This window comes from Polaribacter ponticola, from assembly GCF_026191475.2.
Classification (GTDB): domain Bacteria; phylum Bacteroidota; class Bacteroidia; order Flavobacteriales; family Flavobacteriaceae; genus Polaribacter; species Polaribacter ponticola.
On the sequence record NZ_JAOSLC020000003.1, the window covers coordinates 860,975 to 877,254 of the forward strand.

Annotated in this window: 16 protein-coding genes; 2 read left to right on the plus strand and 14 right to left on the minus strand. The window is 29.6% G+C overall.

The genetic code is table 11. The features are described from left to right. Positions 1 to 164: 164 nt before the first annotated feature. From N5A56_RS08865 to aceB, 14 genes are all read right to left on the minus strand, one after another. Positions 165 to 689: a hypothetical protein gene (locus N5A56_RS08865; RefSeq protein ID WP_265725130.1), complete on the minus strand. Its 525-nt coding sequence runs from the start codon at positions 687 to 689 to the stop codon at positions 165 to 167. Between the two features lie 144 nt (positions 690 to 833). Beyond that, complete coding sequence (locus tag N5A56_RS08870; protein ID WP_265725131.1) at positions 834 to 1,187, minus strand: four helix bundle protein; 354 nt, start codon at positions 1,185 to 1,187, stop codon at positions 834 to 836. Between the two features lie 62 nt (positions 1,188 to 1,249). Next, entirely contained in the window at positions 1,250 to 2,485 is a 1,236-nt protein-coding gene (locus tag N5A56_RS08875; RefSeq protein WP_265725132.1) for a DUF6638 family protein, read from the minus strand. Positions 2,486 to 2,565: 80 nt separating this feature from the next. Continuing rightward, the gene (locus tag N5A56_RS08880) at positions 2,566 to 3,138 is read right to left on the minus strand and encodes an NUDIX domain-containing protein (RefSeq protein WP_337994839.1); all 573 of its coding nucleotides are present in this window, start codon (positions 3,136 to 3,138) and stop codon (positions 2,566 to 2,568) included. A gap of 6 nt (positions 3,139 to 3,144) precedes the next feature. Then, entirely contained in the window at positions 3,145 to 5,106 is a 1,962-nt protein-coding gene (locus N5A56_RS08885; RefSeq protein ID WP_265725133.1) for an AAA family ATPase, read from the minus strand. A gap of 166 nt (positions 5,107 to 5,272) precedes the next feature. Then, positions 5,273 to 6,130, minus strand: a complete 858-nt coding sequence (locus N5A56_RS08890) for a hypothetical protein (protein WP_274270347.1) — start codon at positions 6,128 to 6,130, stop codon at positions 5,273 to 5,275. Between the two features lie 20 nt (positions 6,131 to 6,150). Beyond that, a complete protein-coding gene (locus N5A56_RS08895; RefSeq protein ID WP_274270348.1) occupies positions 6,151 to 6,315 on the minus strand; it encodes a hypothetical protein in 165 nt (54 codons plus the stop codon). A gap of 2 nt (positions 6,316 to 6,317) precedes the next feature. Further along, the gene (locus N5A56_RS08900; protein ID WP_265725135.1) at positions 6,318 to 6,650 is read right to left on the minus strand and encodes a type II toxin-antitoxin system PemK/MazF family toxin; all 333 of its coding nucleotides are present in this window, start codon (positions 6,648 to 6,650) and stop codon (positions 6,318 to 6,320) included. After that, on the minus strand, positions 6,650 to 6,895 hold the full coding sequence (locus N5A56_RS08905; RefSeq protein ID WP_265725136.1) for a ribbon-helix-helix domain-containing protein: 246 nt from the start codon (positions 6,893 to 6,895) through the stop codon (positions 6,650 to 6,652). The genes N5A56_RS08900 and N5A56_RS08905 overlap by 1 nt, the downstream gene beginning before the upstream one ends. A gap of 291 nt (positions 6,896 to 7,186) precedes the next feature. Next, positions 7,187 to 8,527 carry a coiled-coil domain-containing protein gene (locus N5A56_RS08910; protein WP_265725137.1) on the minus strand — a complete coding sequence of 447 codons (1,341 nt, stop codon included), beginning with the start codon at positions 8,525 to 8,527 and terminating at the stop codon, positions 7,187 to 7,189. A gap of 261 nt (positions 8,528 to 8,788) precedes the next feature. Next, positions 8,789 to 9,019 (minus strand): hypothetical protein, encoded by a 231-nt coding sequence (locus N5A56_RS08915; protein WP_265725138.1) that lies wholly within the window; start codon positions 9,017 to 9,019, stop codon positions 8,789 to 8,791. A gap of 29 nt (positions 9,020 to 9,048) precedes the next feature. Next, complete coding sequence (locus N5A56_RS08920; protein WP_274270349.1) at positions 9,049 to 9,495, minus strand: hypothetical protein; 447 nt, start codon at positions 9,493 to 9,495, stop codon at positions 9,049 to 9,051. A 56-nt stretch (positions 9,496 to 9,551) separates the two neighbouring features. Further along, complete coding sequence (locus N5A56_RS08925) at positions 9,552 to 11,183, minus strand: isocitrate lyase (protein WP_265725140.1); 1,632 nt, start codon at positions 11,181 to 11,183, stop codon at positions 9,552 to 9,554. 79 nt (positions 11,184 to 11,262) lie between these two features. Further along, positions 11,263 to 12,858: a malate synthase A gene (aceB, locus tag N5A56_RS08930; protein WP_265725141.1), complete on the minus strand. Its 1,596-nt coding sequence runs from the start codon at positions 12,856 to 12,858 to the stop codon at positions 11,263 to 11,265. Positions 12,859 to 12,986: 128 nt separating this feature from the next. Here aceB and N5A56_RS08935 point away from each other — a divergent pair, with 128 nt between their 5' ends. Beyond that, the gene (locus N5A56_RS08935; protein ID WP_265725142.1) at positions 12,987 to 14,471 is read left to right on the plus strand and encodes a helix-turn-helix domain-containing protein; all 1,485 of its coding nucleotides are present in this window, start codon (positions 12,987 to 12,989) and stop codon (positions 14,469 to 14,471) included. Positions 14,472 to 14,510: 39 nt separating this feature from the next. Next, entirely contained in the window at positions 14,511 to 16,154 is a 1,644-nt protein-coding gene (locus N5A56_RS08940; RefSeq protein ID WP_265725143.1) for an acyl-CoA carboxylase subunit beta, read from the plus strand. Positions 16,155 to 16,280: the final 126 nt, after the last annotated feature.

Here is a 16,280-nt window from a genome sequence, read left to right on the forward strand (position 1 = left end):
TTGAAAGTTTGAAGATTCCAATCATACTTAATATTTATGGTTTGAAGTATAGAGCATTAAATCTCTCACTTTAACTTTTTTCTTTTGTTTAGAGTTTATTTTTTTTGTTTCAAATTGGAATCTTACTTCCAACTTCTCTCTTCCAACTTCTCTCTTCTAGCTTCCTACTTTAAGAATCCTTTATCCTTTAAACGTTCTCTTGCACTTTTCTCTTCTACTTTTGGTGCTTCTTTTTTAACTTCAATTTTTTCTGGCATTTTAGCATCGTTTGCTTTAATATCTTCAATAAAATCTTTTCCTTGTTCTATAACTTCTTGAAATTTTTCTTCTAAAGATTCTGAATGCTCTTCTATTACTTCACTCGATTTAAAAATAAAGTTAGCAATATAAGTTCCTACTAATGTTCCGAAAATCATAGATGCAAATAAGGAAATAGTTGTAATATCTATCGGAATTAAAAAACGTGCTACAACAATAAAAATTAAAAATAAAGCAGTTATAAAAACCAATCTTAATAAAAATGATTGCTGATAAACAAACCCTTTTTTATCGGTTATTTTCATTTGCAATTCTTTAGAATTCATCATTTTATTAAAAAAACGATACATTTTATTTCCTTGAGATTCTCTCCAATAAATTACAACTCCAAATAATATTGAGGCAATAAATATGATGATTTCTAGTGTCATGCTTTTAAGTTTTAAGTTGGGAGCAGGAAGTTTGAAGTTTCTTACTCTTATGTTTTATTTTTTAGAATTGAACTTTTAAAATTCAAAGATTATTTTTTTATTGTAATTTTATTCCTGCATTAGACTTCATCTTCAAACAATTTTTCACTTCAACCTGTTTCTAAACGCTATTGTCATATTCATTAGATTATAACAATCTTTATAATATTTTTCAAAATCTACTTTAGACAAATATTCTCTTCTAATTGCTTTATGCAAACAAGTTACAACTTCTGCTAATGAACGAATTGAATACCCTAAAAATTTTCGATATTCAGCATTTGATTGTAAAATTGAGCCTTCAGAAATATTTAAAGCTACTGAATCCGAGGCTCTTCTTAATTGAGATGATAAATTATAAACTTCCTCTTTTGGAAAACTTTTTGAAAGCACATTCATATTTTCACCCAAATCCATAGATTTTTGCCAAATAATCAAATTTTCAAACTTAAAACTCATCTCTTTTTCTTTTTATAAATATACAATTTTCTACTTCTAGCTTCAATCTCCGAACTTCTAACCTAAAATTTATCCTTTATGGTTTCTATTGCCCAATCTTTGGTAGATTCATCCCAAGTTTTAAAAACTTGATAAAATTGTTCTTTATCATACCAATACAAAAACAACACATCTTTTGGCGCAATATTAACCAGTAAATGCCAAATTAAATCTTGATGATTTGCTCTTAATGAAGAGTGTGGCTTTTGAAGCGAAAAATAAAATTCTTCATCAACAACATCTTTTATTTTAACATCTGCATTTATTTGTTTTTTCTCTAAATAACGCTCTACACTCATCACTTTTTTACGTGATTGTAAATCAATTTTATTTAAATAACTCTTAAATAACATTTTGTCGTTTAAAATATCTTTAATAGGGTGTTGTGTGCTTTTTAAGGATTCAGAAAAAATAAAACTCTTAATTCTAGCATACCTTTCTGTATCTACTTCCTGTGTTAAATTACACTCAATAATTAAATGATCTCTTAATTGTGATATCAATTCTGGTTGAGAAATATGAAACATTAAAACATCGTAAGTTGTATCGTTTATGGCTTCTTTGTAAGCTTCTTTATTTTCGAAAATTAATATAGGAGAAATAAAGTTTCTTAATAAGTAAACGCCTCCAAAAGCTTTTGTGTAAAAAGAATCTGTAGTAAAAGTAACAGACTCTAAAGTAATATCTCTTGTTCTTAAATCGCCATATTTCTTTGCAGATGCTACTATTTTTTGATGTAATTTTTCATCAATAAAATTATGATCTTTATTAAAGATCTCTACTAGTGCTAATTGTTCTTTTTTGGCTTTTTCTAAATTACCAATTATGTGAAAATTGATAACAATATCTCTGTATTTTAAAATATCTAAAGGTTCATAAAAGACATCTATATTTTGATCAAAATCAAGACAAATAGCAGAATCTCTTGTAATATTTTGTATCTTTTTATAATGTGTTTTAAACACTAATTTCATCAATTCTTTATCGAAAGAATGATACGGATTATATATTGGCAATCCTTTTTGCAATGGTGTAATTATTATTGCATGCGGATTCGCTTCTCCGTTATTTAAATAATGAATTACGTTTTTTTCTTCTGCAATCTCAGGACTCCAACCAATACCATCAATAGAAAATGATGTTAATTTGGTTTCTGAGAAACCTAATTTTACTAAACATTTGTTATAATGTTCTACTAATTTTCCGCTTATAGGAATCAGTTCACTTCTGTATAAATTGGCTTCTTTTAGTTTGTTCATTTTTTCTTGTCATTGCGAATGTAATGAAGCAATCTCACTTTTATAGAGAGATTATTTCGTCATTCTTTCTCATAATGACGCTAGTCAATTAATTTATTTATCTTTAAATACTGCAACAGCATAATTGTTCTTGCATCAATAATTTCTTCGTTTTCTATCATTTTTAAAGCCTCAGAAAATTCAGTTTCTAACACCTCAATTTCTTCCCCTTCTGCAATTACTCCTCCTCCGTTTTCAGTTTTATTTTCATCAGAATATTCACCAATAAAAAGGTGCACTTTTTCGTTTACAATTCCTGGTGATAAAAAAACAGTACTGATCCTTTTTACGGCATCAATTTTATAACCTACTTCTTCTTCTGTCTCTCGAATTGCTGCACTCTCAGGAGATTCATTTTTATCTATTGCGCCACCAACAACCTCTATAGAAAATCCTTCTGAAATTCCGTGAACATAAACTGGTGCTCTAAATTGTTTTGATAATATTACTTTATTAGTTGTTGGATTGTAAAGCAAAATAGCAATACCATCACTTTTACCATAAATCTCAAAAGTTAAGTTTTTTGAGACCCCGCTTTCAAACGTATAATCAAAATTAATATCCTCTAATTTTCCCCAATCATTAGATTTAATCTTTGATGAAACATTGCTAATCTTTTTTTAATTTCCATTGTCAAAACTTTTTCTAGCTTGTAAATCAATATTTAATTGATTTACTCTATCATCTACTTTTCTCTTAAAATCTGTATCTGCAATGGTAGCAACATTATCTAAATATCGTACAACTTCTTGTCTTCTTATTTCAGAAAAATCTAAACCTTTCATATTGCTTTTCATCAATTCTTGCAACATATTAAATTTGGTTTTATAATCCTTTTTAAAATATGCTTCAGGGTTTTGAAACCAATCTAATTCTAAATCAAAATCTGTTAATCGTAATGAAATTGCAGACTGAATATTTCTAACATCTCTTGATGAAAAGAATGGAAATATTTTTTGAATTTCTTTATACAAACTTGCAAAAAACAAATGTTCGTTTGCATTATGCATTTTAGATGCTTTATCATAAGCTTCTAGAACTCTTTCTTCGGATGGTTTTTCTACAGCATTTAAAATTTCTCCCATGCTTTTTGTTAATCCTTGATCTTTTAGAAAATCATAGTTTTTAGGATTTTGCATATTCACAAAATCTGGAATTGTTTTTTCAAATTTCTTCCACCAAATATAATCTTGATCTAAAAAGTCGTGCTCAGTTCTTGCTCCATCTATTTTAAATCGTCCTTGTATTCTAGAAATTACGGCTTTATCTAACATTTCTGGTAAGTTGGTAAACAAACCTACAGAAGAGTTACCATAATTAACTGCATACGCACCTTCTGTATAACGTAAGAAAACACCAATAACTTCTTTAACACCTGCAGAAACTCCTTGTGCAGTTCTTTCTTGTAAATTATTTTCTGCATCGTCAATTGGCGCAAAAATAATTTTTGTTGGGTCTTGCATTGGCTTCATCCATTCTACCATTTTTTCTGCACTTCCTCCTTGAAAAGTAGAAATTAAAGTATCTGGCATTGGGTGAAATAAAAACGGAATGTCTAAGTTGTCACAATGTTCTTTTAAACGAGTTGCAATTGCAGCAATTAACATACTTTTTCCTGTTCCTGGAATTCCGTAACCCATAAAAACGGGCATAAATCCGCCTAATTCTTGAAAAGGATTTTTCTGAGCCTCAAAATCGTAACTCAACATTCTTTCTGTTAATCTACGTGCAAAATGTTTCGCATCTTTATTACCAACAATTTGCTCAAACTGAATTTTATTAAACTCAATACTTTTTGCTGTTCCTGCAAATGCGTTTTCCCAACCAGAAACCGCAAAGTCTGAATTTTCTAGTTTATAAGTTCTATCTACAATGGTTTCTGTGTATTCTAAACTGCTTTTACGTAACTGAATTTCATCAATTAAAGCTTCAAAATAAACAACTGTAAAATCGACAACATCTTTATCTGATTTTACAATCTCTGGATGTCCTAAATATTTATCATAATAAAAAAGTGAACAAGCAATTCCTTTTAAAGGTGATAAAAATGACACTTCTGGTATACCTGCAAACTTCTGCTTCATCACAGATAAATCGTCACTTGCAAAAGGTTTTAAATCATATAAAATTTTATAAGATGTTGCAAATAATTGAAATGCTGCTGCAGTTTGTAATTTACTTTCATACTCTCTTTTTCCTGATGAATCTAATGCCGATTTACGCTCGTTTAAATACGATAAACCAGATGCATCATAATAAGAGTCTTTAATCCAAATACCTAAAGTTAAGCCTTCTTGAACTGCAAATAATGTCTGATTTAAATGAACAGGAATTGCAATTGAATCTGGTAATAATCGTTTTTTAAGCGCTAAAATTGTTTTTGAAACTGATGTAATTTCTACATCACTACCATTATTTGCCCTAGATAAATACAATAAAATTGAATCGTCTTTAGCATCTTTATCTCTACTTTTTGCTTTATTACCTTGCTCCCATCGAATCGATTTTATATAATCTGTAGCTTCATCTCGAAGCATATCTAATTCGTTTTGTTTTATAGGAAAAGTTGAATTGTGTTCCATATTTTAGTTGGCAGTTTTACAGTTGGCAGTCTTCAGTCATCATCTAACTTTCTTACTCAACTCTATTTTCTTTTTCTTATTATTTCAATTTCTATTAAGCAATATTATTTTAAATTAATTTTTTGACAGCAAACTGTTGACCGCTTACAGCCAACTGAAAAACGGACTACTTAACTTTCAAATCTGCCATTTGAATTGGCTCTTTTGCTAGTTTATGTAAAACCTCTGGTGTTCTATTGTGTAATAATTGTATAATTCTATGCGGTGCAAAAACATATTTATTCGGAATAACATCACTCCATTTTTGCATTGTTTGTTTAGAGAAAAAACCTCCTTCTGTAAAAGTATCTCCAGAAAATACCTCATCAATTTTTAATGATAAAGCATAAGACTCAATAGGTATTTCTTTTTTAGCAATAGAACTTAAAATTACATGGGTAATTTCGTTTTCATCTTTAGCAAATACATTATGTAAAGGTCCTAAATCAATTCTTTTTATATGCTTTGGTTGTATCTCTGGCAATTTCCTATCAATTGTATAAGCCATTGTGTTTAATGCCATTTCTCTATCTGCACTTTCTTTTAAAACTTGATAAATTTTATCTTTGTCTTTTTCTATACTTTTTCCTTCATAATTAAAATACAAAAAACACACAAAAGGTCTGTTGTGGCTTACATCAAAAAAACTCCAACTTGTTAAATACTGATAATTAGATCCTTTAGGCGCTTCTAATATTTTACCTTGTACAAACCGATTAAAAATAAACTTTCTCTCTACTGATGTATAATAGATTACAGAAGAAGCTTTAAATAAATCCGTTTTTTTAATGAGTTGTTTTTTACGTAAAAGTGTATCTAAAAAAGATTTTTTTAGCGTTTCTGTATCCACTAATTTATCTGCATATTCTTTTCTAAGCTCTAAATCGTTATACAAATACCTAAATTCTAAATAATTAGGAAAACCAGATTCTGTTAAATCAATTTTCATATTATCTTCTTCATCGTACATATACTTTATACGCATTGCTTCGATAGAATACAATATTAAATCTGAATACTGTTTAAAAAAATTAACTCTTGATAGGTACAAAGCTGTTGCTGCTGAATGCTAACAATAAGTTCTTTCAGTACAAAATCTACCATTTTATGATAAAAAGTGTATTGCTCTTTCGAATTTAAAACAGCAGAATCTAAAGGAGTTGTTATCATAGTTAATACTTCAAAATATCGTTCAAGGTTTTTTTGATGATTTCTACATCTTTTAGAGGAATTTTACCTAATTTTTTATCAAATCTAGTTTTAGAAACTGACCGAACATGAAAAGTTAATACTTCTGATGTTTTAATTAAACCATTATTTTCATTAGGTTTTATAATAAGATTTCCTTTATAGTTTTTGATACTCGTTGTTAACGGACAAACAATTACAACTTGTAAATACTTGTTTAACATATCTCCGCTAATAATTACAGCAGGTCTTCTTCCACTTTGCTCACTACCTTTAGTTGGGTTTAAATATAATTCCCAAATTTCTCCTTGCTTCATTATTTAGAATCTGCATCGTTAACTGCGTTAAAATAATCTTGCATACCTTCTTCTGCAACCATTAAAATATCTTCATCTGTTGCAGCTTGTTTATAAGACTTTATATAACTCGCTTTTTCTATTTGCTCTAAATACAACTCTAAAGCATTTTCTATTAACCTATTTTTAGGAAGCTTAAGTTCTTTTGCCAATACTGATAATTTCTCTAAAAGACTATCTGGTAAAGAAGATGTGAATGTTGCCATTTTATATTTATTTTTTACAAATATAAATAATATTTATTAATTACATTTACAATTAGCATTGTAGCAAAACACCACAACATAATTAACACTCTAAAATATAATAAGTAAGATAACGTTAAAGATTATTCACGCATTTATATTATTATTGAATTCAAGAATGTTATCTATTTGAAATAGCTTCCTTTTTTCGTTTTCTGAAAAAAGATTTACCCCAATTTTTTATCAGGACAACTCCAAAATTATAATTCACTCTAAAAACAACATGTTTCGTTAATTTTACAAACAAAGAAACTAACTTAACATATCGTCGTTAGAAGTATCAACTTTTGGTTTTTCTGCAGGAGTTGAAGTTTCTTTAGGAGCATTTGCATCTGCTTTATAGTAATCTTCAAAAATTTCTTTCATGTCAATACCATATCTATTCGCAAAGTTCTTTTGAATATCTGTGTCTTTTTCTCTAATTTCATGCAAAGCTTCTGCATAAGAACTATACACACCTTTCATTACTTTTTCATGAACAGGAATATTATCCATCATTTCTTGTCGAGCTCTTGCACTTGCAGAATGCATAGACGCTAAAGTTTCTCCAATATGCTCATCTGTTTTAACACCTAAATGCTCTAAAATTGCAGCAAATTCTTGATCTGTTCTTGCTTTTAAAGCAACTACATAGCCATCGTAGTATTTTAACCTTTCTTCTGTATCCGACTTTAATTTTGCTCTATGCGTTTGCAAATTAGAACGTAAAGAAGTTAATACTTTAATGGTTAAATTATGTTTATGAACAAAACTATCTTTAGAGGCAGCAAGAGTTGTGTATGCGTTTTTAAGCCCTTCTAACTCTTCTACTTTTTGCTCAATAATTGTTACCTTACCTATTGCTTCCGAATATTCAGTAGATTGTTTATCAGCAATTTCATCTAATTCCTGACGAGATTGTTTTAATAATACATATTGCTCTTCTAATTTATCTTCTACTTCTTTCTTTTTCTCTAAGGCTTTTGTATGATTTTTCGAAGCCTCTACAATAGCAGTTTTTAACTTCTCTTCTACTTCTTTAATTTCTACTTCTCTATTTTTTAAACGCGTAACTGCAGCTTGAGACTTATATGAAAGCTCTCCCAATAAAGATTCGATATCTGCACTCTCTATACGCTGCTGAAACATTGCCTTAGCTTTATTATCTGCTCCAGAACGTAATTTTTCTGCTTCTTTAAACTCTTCTTGCTCTTTCTTTATCTTACTTTTTCTTCCCCAAAGATTATTCCACCAAGTATCTGCTTTATTCTCTGCGTCTTCTAATTCGATTCTAGCTCTTTCTAATCCTTTTTGCGCATCATCAATTACTTTTTGTTCTGTAGCATTTAATGCAGAGAATTTCTCGAACATAATACCAACTTCATCTTGGTAATCTGTTAAATCTTTAATAGCATCTAACAAAGTTGTTCTATCTTTTTCTGCCATATGAACAACATCATCAAGAGTAGCATTCAATATTTTTTGACGCGATTGTGGATCATCTTCTTGTGCTAATTTAGATTTCATTGTATCTATAGCTTTCCCCCAGTTTACATCAACTTTTTCAGTTTTCTCATTAGAATTAGTTTCTAGCAAATCAAAATCATTAGACATATTTTTTATAGTTTTTTAGAGTTGAACAATTTTTAGACAAGCAATTTCGTTATTTTTTTTAAATAAATAAACCAATACCTTAAATATATGTAGATAAAAACAACCTTTTGTTACAAAAAAAAACAAATGAAATAAAATTATTTAACATAAAAGCAATTAAACTTAGTACAAAAAAACCTCTTCGATAAAAAATCAAAGAGGCATAACTACTAAATAAAGTAAAAACTAAACAACTAAAAGTTTTTACCAACAAAGTTTACTTTAAACCGCATTAGAATAAATTTCATCAGAATTAAATTCAATTCTATCTGCTGTATTATTTAATAAAAACTTATACCCCATACCTACAAGTCTATCTTTTACCTTATCAACATCAAAAGAACCTCCAACTAATAACGGACAACTGAATGCTAAATTCTTTTCTGGGCATTTAGATTTAAACTCTTTAGCAAAAGTTCTTGCTTTCTCTAAATCTAAAACTGATGATTCCAAACAGATAACATCTGCATAAGGAGCAATCCTTAAACTTCTTTTAATTTTTTCTTTAAATCATTACTTCCATTTAAAAAATTGTTAGAAACCTTATCTCTAATACTAAATTTAGTATTAGCATAAATTTTTGCGATAATTATTGATGAATTATCATTAACATCGGCAGTAAACCTAGCGTCTATTAAATTATTGATAATCTCTTTTTTAGAATTAGTATCATCTTTAACAATAATTCGATGACAACCCGACTCAATCAATAATTCTACTGATTTATAATCTGTAAAAGCACTAAATTTTTCTGTATAATTTTGATTATAAAATTTAACTAAACTGTTAATTGATTTTCTTTTCTCAATTACATTTAAATCTTGAAATTTCACAACTTCTTCAGCTGTATATGGTCTCTTTACTCCTTTCCATCTTGGATTTGTCATCCAATCTGTTATTAGTTTTTGAATTTTTTCATTTGTTTTCATAATTTATAGCTTTTAGTATTAATTTAAGACTATTAAAGTCTAATGCTTAAAAACAACTAAGCAACACTACTCATTTTTTCTTTTTCCTCTTTAGATGATGACTCAGAAGAAAACTGATTAGAAGTATTATTTTCTCCACCAGCTTTTAACGCTTTATCTCCCGCAAAGAAAGATTTATGATCATCCCCCAAATCTGAACCTGCCATTCTTTGATGCTTAACACAAGAAACCCCTTTTCTAATCTCTTGTCTCTGCACTCCTTTTACATATGCTAACATTCCTTCTTCCCCAAAATAACCTTCTGTTAAATCATTCATATGCAAAGCAGTTGTATGATATGTTGGCAAAGTAATTAGATGATGAAAAATACCCGCTTCTCTAGCTCCATCCATTTGAAAAGTTTTAATTTTTTCATCTGCTCGTTTACACAAACTAGATCCATCATATTTTGCATCCATTAAATTATTTCTATCATAACCAACAACATCAATTCCTGCTTCTAGCATTTCATCATACGCCTGATTACGGAAATTTAATGTCCAGTTAAAAGAAGGAGAATTGTTATAAACTAATTTTGCATTTGGCACAACCTCTCTTACTCTATTTACCATGTGTGCTATTTGCTTTACATTTGGCGTAGGTGTTTCAATCCATAACAAATCTGCACCATTTTGTAAACTTGTAACACAATCTAATACAACTCTATCGATATTAGTACCTTCTTTAAACTTATACAAACCGTTTAGTAATCTAACCGGACGAACTAATTTACCATCTCTTTTTAATAAAACATCGTCTTCTCTTGCTTGATCAATTGCAATTTCTTCTGCCTCTACAAACGCTAAATATTGCGACGCTAAATCTCCTAGCTCTTGACTAACTGGTAATTTTTGAGTTAAACCCGCACCTTCAGAATCCGTTCTAGCAACAATTACTCCATCATCTACACCTAATTCTAAAAACGCATATCTAATAGCATTTAATTTTGCAACAAAATCTTCATGCGGCACAGTAACTTTTCCATCTTGATGACCACATTGTTTTGCATCTGAAACCTGATTTTCTATCTGAATAGCACAAGCACCAGCTTCAATCATCTTTTTAGTTAACAAATAAGTTGCTTCTTCGTTACCAAAACCAGCATCGATATCTGCAATAATTGGAACAATATGCGTTTCAAAATTATCTATTTGATCTTGCACATCTTCTCCGCTTTCTTTTCTTCGGAATAAATCATTTAATTCAATTGCATCTGCCTGACGTAAAAAGTCATAAATCTCAGCAATTAAACTTGGTACTGCTGTTTTTTCGTGCATAGATTGATCTGGTAATGGTCCAAATTCCGAACGTAATGCCGCAACCATCCAACCCGATAAATACAAGTAACTTTTATTTGTTGTTTTATGATGTTTCTTTACAGCAATCATTTTCTGCTGAGCAACAAACCCATGCCAGCAACCTAAAGATTGTGTATAGTTAGATGAATCTGCATCATATTCTGCCATGTCTTTTCTCATAATAGCCGCAGTATATTTAGCAATATCTAAACCCGTTTTAAATCGATTTTGACTTGCCATTCTTGCAGCGCTTTCAGAATTTATTGCATTCCAAGAATTACCATATTTTGCCTTTAAACTTCTTACTGTTTCTAACGCTGAACTATACTTGTTTTGTGATAAATTATTCATAATTTTGTTTTTTTATTAAGATTTTCTAGATTTTGATAATACTGTCTCGTAAACTATTGCCGTAGTTGCGAGGCTTTTTTTAAATATAATCGTAAGCCGATAATGTTAAAAACTCTTTATACTCTTTAGACAAAACCAACTCATCAAAGAGCTGAATTGCTAATTCAAATTTCCCTTCCCTAAAACCATCTTCTCCTACTAATAGTTTAATTTTCTCTAATTCTTCTCGTTTTAATAATTGATACATAGCGTGATTAAAATTTCTACCATCTTGAATTTGAACACTATTATGCAACCATAACCAAACTTGTGTTCTAGAAATTTCTGCAGTTGCAGCATCTTCCATTAAATTATACAATGCCGCAGCACCATTACCTCTTAACCAGCTTTCTATATATAAAATTCCAACATTAATATTCTTTCTTATACCCGACTCAGAAATATGACCCTTTGGCATTTCTACCAAATCAGACTCAGAAACTTCTACATCATTTCTTTTAATATGAATTTGATTTTTTGTAATCATATTTTCATTAAAAACATTCATTGCTACCTCTACTAAACCAGGATGCGCAACCCAAGTACCATCGTGCCCATTTTTAACTTCTTGCTCTTTATCTGCATATACTTTTGCAAATGCTGCTTCATTTGCAACATCATCATTTTTAATTGGAATCTGAGCAGCCATTCCTCCCATTGCATGTACATTTCTTTTATGACATTTCTTTATTACTAACAATGAATACGATCTCATAAACGGAGAACTCATAGTTACTTGATCTCTGTTTGGCACCATAAAACCAGTATGATTTCTAAATTTTTTGATGTAAGAAAAAATGTAATCCCAACGACCACAGTTTAAACCAGCCATATGATTTCTTAGCTCATAAATAATTTCATCTAACTGAAAACTAGCAGTAATAGTTTCTACCAAAACAGTTGCTTTAATTGTATTTTGAGCAATATTTAAATACTCTTGCGCAAATACAAAAACATCATTCCAAAAACGTGCTTCTAAATAGTGCTCTAATTTTGGTAAGTAAAAATAAGTAGCAGACCCTTTTTCTTGTAATGTTTTAATATTATGAAAAAAGTACAATCCGAAATCTACTAATGAACCAGACATTTGCTCTCCTTCTACAGTAAAATGCTTTTCATTTAAATGCAAACCTCTAGGACGAACCAACAAAGTTGCTGTCTCATTATTTAATTGATATGATTTATCTTTTTTCTCATTATAAAACGATATTGTTTTATTATTTGCATCCCTTAAATTTATTTGACCCTCTAAATTATTATAGATACTTGGAGAATTACTATCCTCAAAATCTGCCATAAAAGTCTTAGCACCAGAATTTAAAGCATTAATAACCATTTTTCTATCCACTGGCCCAGTAATCTCTACTCTTCTATCCAATAAATCTTCTGGCAACGGAGCACAAACCCAATTAGATTCACGTATGCTTTTTGTTTCCGCAGGAAAAGAAGGAAAATTCCCAGCATCAAAATACGCTTGCTCAACTTCCCTTTCAGAAAGCAAAGACAATCTTCCTGCATTAAATTTATCATGTAATTCCAATAAAAACAATTGTGCATCATTTGTTAAAATTTCCTGAAAACCATCAACCTTAAAACCTTTAAAATCAATTTGTTTAGCTATAATATTTTCTTCCATAATTAGAATTATTTAATTTCTACTCTGCAATGATATAAATTAATCTTGAACTCCACAAGCGAACGTTCGCTAAATTTTAAAAAAACTTTATTTTTATTCATTCGCTATTTATACTTATCTTTGAATATATGATGATAGAAGACGAATACATCCGTTTAATTTTTGGCCTAAAACTCAAGCAAATAAGAACAGAAAAGAACCTTTCTCTATTTGGTTTAGCTAAATTATCTGGCTTATCTAAGTCATATTTAAACGAAATTGAAAAAGGAAAAAAATATCCTAAAACTGATAAAATATTATTACTTGCAGAAAGTTTAGAGATACCTTATGATCATATGGTGTCTTTAAAACTAGATAAAAACTTAGCACCAATTGGCGATATATTACAATCTAAAATATTAAAAGAAATTCCGTTAGAACTTTTTGGAATTAAAGAAAATAACTTAATTGATATTGTTGCAAATGCACCTGCAAAAGTGAATGCGTTTATAAGTACAATTATAAAAATTTCTCAAAATTACAACTTAACAAGAGAAAGTTTCTTTTTAGCCTCTTTACGTTCTTACCAAGAAGCACACAATAATTATTTTGAAGACATCGAAAATAGTGTAGAAAAATTCGCTAAATCTTATCATTTAGATTTATCAAAAAAAATATCATCTAATGATTTAGAAGAAATTTTAATTGAAGAGTTTGGCTACACAATAAACACAGATGAACTAGAAAAACATGATGATTTAGACGGCTTAAGAAATATTTTTATTCCAGAAAAGAAAATATTATTAATAGATAAAGAAATTACTGAAGCACAGAAAACTTTTATTTACGCTAAAGAAATAGCATACCATTTCCTGGAAATAAAAGATAGATTATACACTTTTCCTTGGATAAAATTTGAAAGTTTTGACCAGGTTTTAAATAATTTTATTGCTTCTTATTTTGCTGGATCTTTAATAATACCAAGAAAAAGCTTAACTAACAGTCTAACAAAATTCTTCGAACAAGAAGATTGGAAACCATTAGATTTACTTAATATTATTAATCACTTTAATTGTTCTCACGAAACTTTCTACCAGCGTTTAACAAATATTTTACCAAAATATTTTAATATAAAAAATTTATTTTTCTTACGCTTTACACACAAAAAAGACTCACCAGAATTTAGGTTAAATAAAGAACTACATATTACACAACAACAAGCTCCACATGCAAATAGAAAAAACGAACACTACTGCAGAAGATGGATCTCTATAAAAACAATTCAACAATTAGAAAATTCGAAAAGTTTAAAACCTACTTTTGATGTGCAAATTTCATCTTATGTAAATCAGAAAAATGAATATTTAGTACTATCCTCAGCCACTTCAGATCCATTTAAAAAAGATATTAGCAGAAGTGTTAGTCTCGGAATGCTACTTTCTCCTCACCTAAAAAAGAAACTTCATTTCTTTAATGAGAATACATTTACAAAAAAAACAGTAGGTGTAACTTGCGAAACATGCGCTGTAAAAAACTGCAGCGAAAGAGTAGCAAAACCAACTAGATTAGAAAAAGAAAATAAATATAATAATATAGCTAGTACCGTTGAAAGTATAATAAAGTCTTATACTTAAAATACATTATTTTAGCACAAAAAAATACAATCATTTTTTATGGATATCAACTTCAATAAAAACGAAGATTACAATAAGCTTTTAGCTTCAGATTTAAAAAGGCGTTTTGCCAAAGTAAAATTAGGTGGTGGTCAAAAAAGAATAGACAAACATCATGAAAAAGGCAAAATGACTGCAAGAGAAAGGGTGGATTATTTATTAGATAACGACTCCAAATCTATAGAAATTGGTGCTTTTGCTGGTGAAGACATGTACAAAGATCATGACGGATGCCCTTCCGGTGGTGTTGTTGTAAAAATAGGATACATTAAAGGAAAACAGTGTATTGTTGTTGCTAATGATGCAACCGTAAAAGCTGGTGCTTGGTTTCCTATTACAGGAAAAAAGAACTTACGTGCTCAAGAAATATCTATAGAAAATAAGTTACCTATAATCTATTTAGTAGATTCAGCTGGTGTTTATTTACCAATGCAAGATGAAATTTTCCCAGACAAAGAACATTTTGGGCGTATTTTTAGAAATAACGCTGTAATGAGTAGTATGGGAATTACACAAATATCAGCTGTTATGGGTAGCTGTGTAGCTGGTGGTGCTTATTTACCTATTATGAGTGATGAAGCTTTAATTGTTGATAAAACTGCAAGTATTTTTCTTGCTGGAAGTTATTTAGTAAAAGCAGCAATTGGAGAATCTATAGACAATGAAACTCTTGGAGGCGCAACTACACATTGTGAAATCTCTGGTGTTACAGATTACAAAGCAAAAGACGATAAAGATGCTTTAGATAAAATAAAATTTATTGTAGATAAAATTGGGGATTATGACAAAGCTGGTTTTAGTAAAACTGAATCCTTTCCTCCAAAAGAGAATCAAGATGATATTTTTGGGATTCTACCAAAAGAAAGAAACGCACAATATGATATGTTAGAAATCATAAAACGTTTGGTAGATAAATCTGAATTTGAACAATATAAAGAAGGTTACGGTAAAACCATTTTAACCGGTTATGCTAGAATTGATGGTTGGGCAGTTGGTATTGTTGCTAATCAGAGAAAATTAGTGAAAACTACCGGAGCAAAAACAAAACCAACAGAAATGCAATTTGGTGGTGTTATCTATAACGATTCTGCAGATAAAGCAACACGTTTTATTGCTAATTGTAATCAGAAAAAAATCCCTTTGGTCTTTTTACAAGATGTTACAGGATTTATGGTTGGTAGTAAATCTGAACATGGAGGTATTATTAAAGATGGTGCAAAAATGGTAAATGCCTTAAGTAATTCTGTTGTTCCTAAATTTACTATTGTAATTGGTAATTCTTACGGTGCAGGAAATTATGCTATGTGTGGTAAAGCTTTCGATCCGAGATTAATAGTTGCGTGGCCAAGTGCTGAGTTAGCAGTTATGAGTGGAAATTCTGCAGCTAAAGTCTTATTACAAATAGAAACTGCTTCTCTTAAAAAACGAGGTGAAGAAATTACTCCAGAAAAAGAAGCAGAATTATTTGACAAGATAAAATCTAAATACGATAACCAAGTATCTCCTTATTATGCAGCTGCTAGAATTTGGACCGATGCAATTATCAATCCTTTAGAGACAAGAACTTGGGTTTCTATGGGAATAGAAGCTGCAAACCATGCACCTATAGAAAAACAATTTAACATGGGAATTTTACAAGTATAACTAAATGAAAAGTGTTTTATCTATTTTAACTTTATTTATTGTTGTTAATCTTTATTCTCAACAAAACGCTACTCTTTACTTTAGAAATGGTGATTCTATAAAAGTAATTTCACATATTACAGCTGG

Coding starts and splice junctions, on each gene's coding strand:
- N5A56_RS08865 (WP_265725130.1), bottom strand. CDS start 689: ATGACACTAGAAATCATCATATTTATTGCCTCAATATTATTTGGAGTT.
- N5A56_RS08870 (WP_265725131.1), bottom strand. CDS start 1,187: ATGAGTTTTAAGTTTGAAAATTTGATTATTTGGCAAAAATCTATGGAT.
- N5A56_RS08875 (WP_265725132.1), bottom strand. CDS start 2,485: ATGAACAAACTAAAAGAAGCCAATTTATACAGAAGTGAACTGATTCCT.
- N5A56_RS08885 (WP_265725133.1), bottom strand. CDS start 5,106: ATGGAACACAATTCAACTTTTCCTATAAAACAAAACGAATTAGATATG.
- N5A56_RS08890 (WP_274270347.1), bottom strand. CDS start 6,130: ATGCGTATAAAGTATATGTACGATGAAGAAGATAATATGAAAATTGAT.
- N5A56_RS08895 (WP_274270348.1), bottom strand. CDS start 6,315: ATGATAACAACTCCTTTAGATTCTGCTGTTTTAAATTCGAAAGAGCAA.
- N5A56_RS08900 (WP_265725135.1), bottom strand. CDS start 6,650: ATGAAGCAAGGAGAAATTTGGGAATTATATTTAAACCCAACTAAAGGT.
- N5A56_RS08905 (WP_265725136.1), bottom strand. CDS start 6,895: ATGGCAACATTCACATCTTCTTTACCAGATAGTCTTTTAGAGAAATTA.
- N5A56_RS08910 (WP_265725137.1), bottom strand. CDS start 8,527: ATGTCTAATGATTTTGATTTGCTAGAAACTAATTCTAATGAGAAAACT.
- N5A56_RS08920 (WP_274270349.1), bottom strand. CDS start 9,495: ATGAAAACAAATGAAAAAATTCAAAAACTAATAACAGATTGGATGACA.
- N5A56_RS08925 (WP_265725140.1), bottom strand. CDS start 11,183: ATGAATAATTTATCACAAAACAAGTATAGTTCAGCGTTAGAAACAGTA.
- aceB (WP_265725141.1), bottom strand. CDS start 12,858: ATGGAAGAAAATATTATAGCTAAACAAATTGATTTTAAAGGTTTTAAG.
- N5A56_RS08935 (WP_265725142.1), top strand. CDS start 12,987: ATGATGATAGAAGACGAATACATCCGTTTAATTTTTGGCCTAAAACTC.
- N5A56_RS08940 (WP_265725143.1), top strand. CDS start 14,511: ATGGATATCAACTTCAATAAAAACGAAGATTACAATAAGCTTTTAGCT.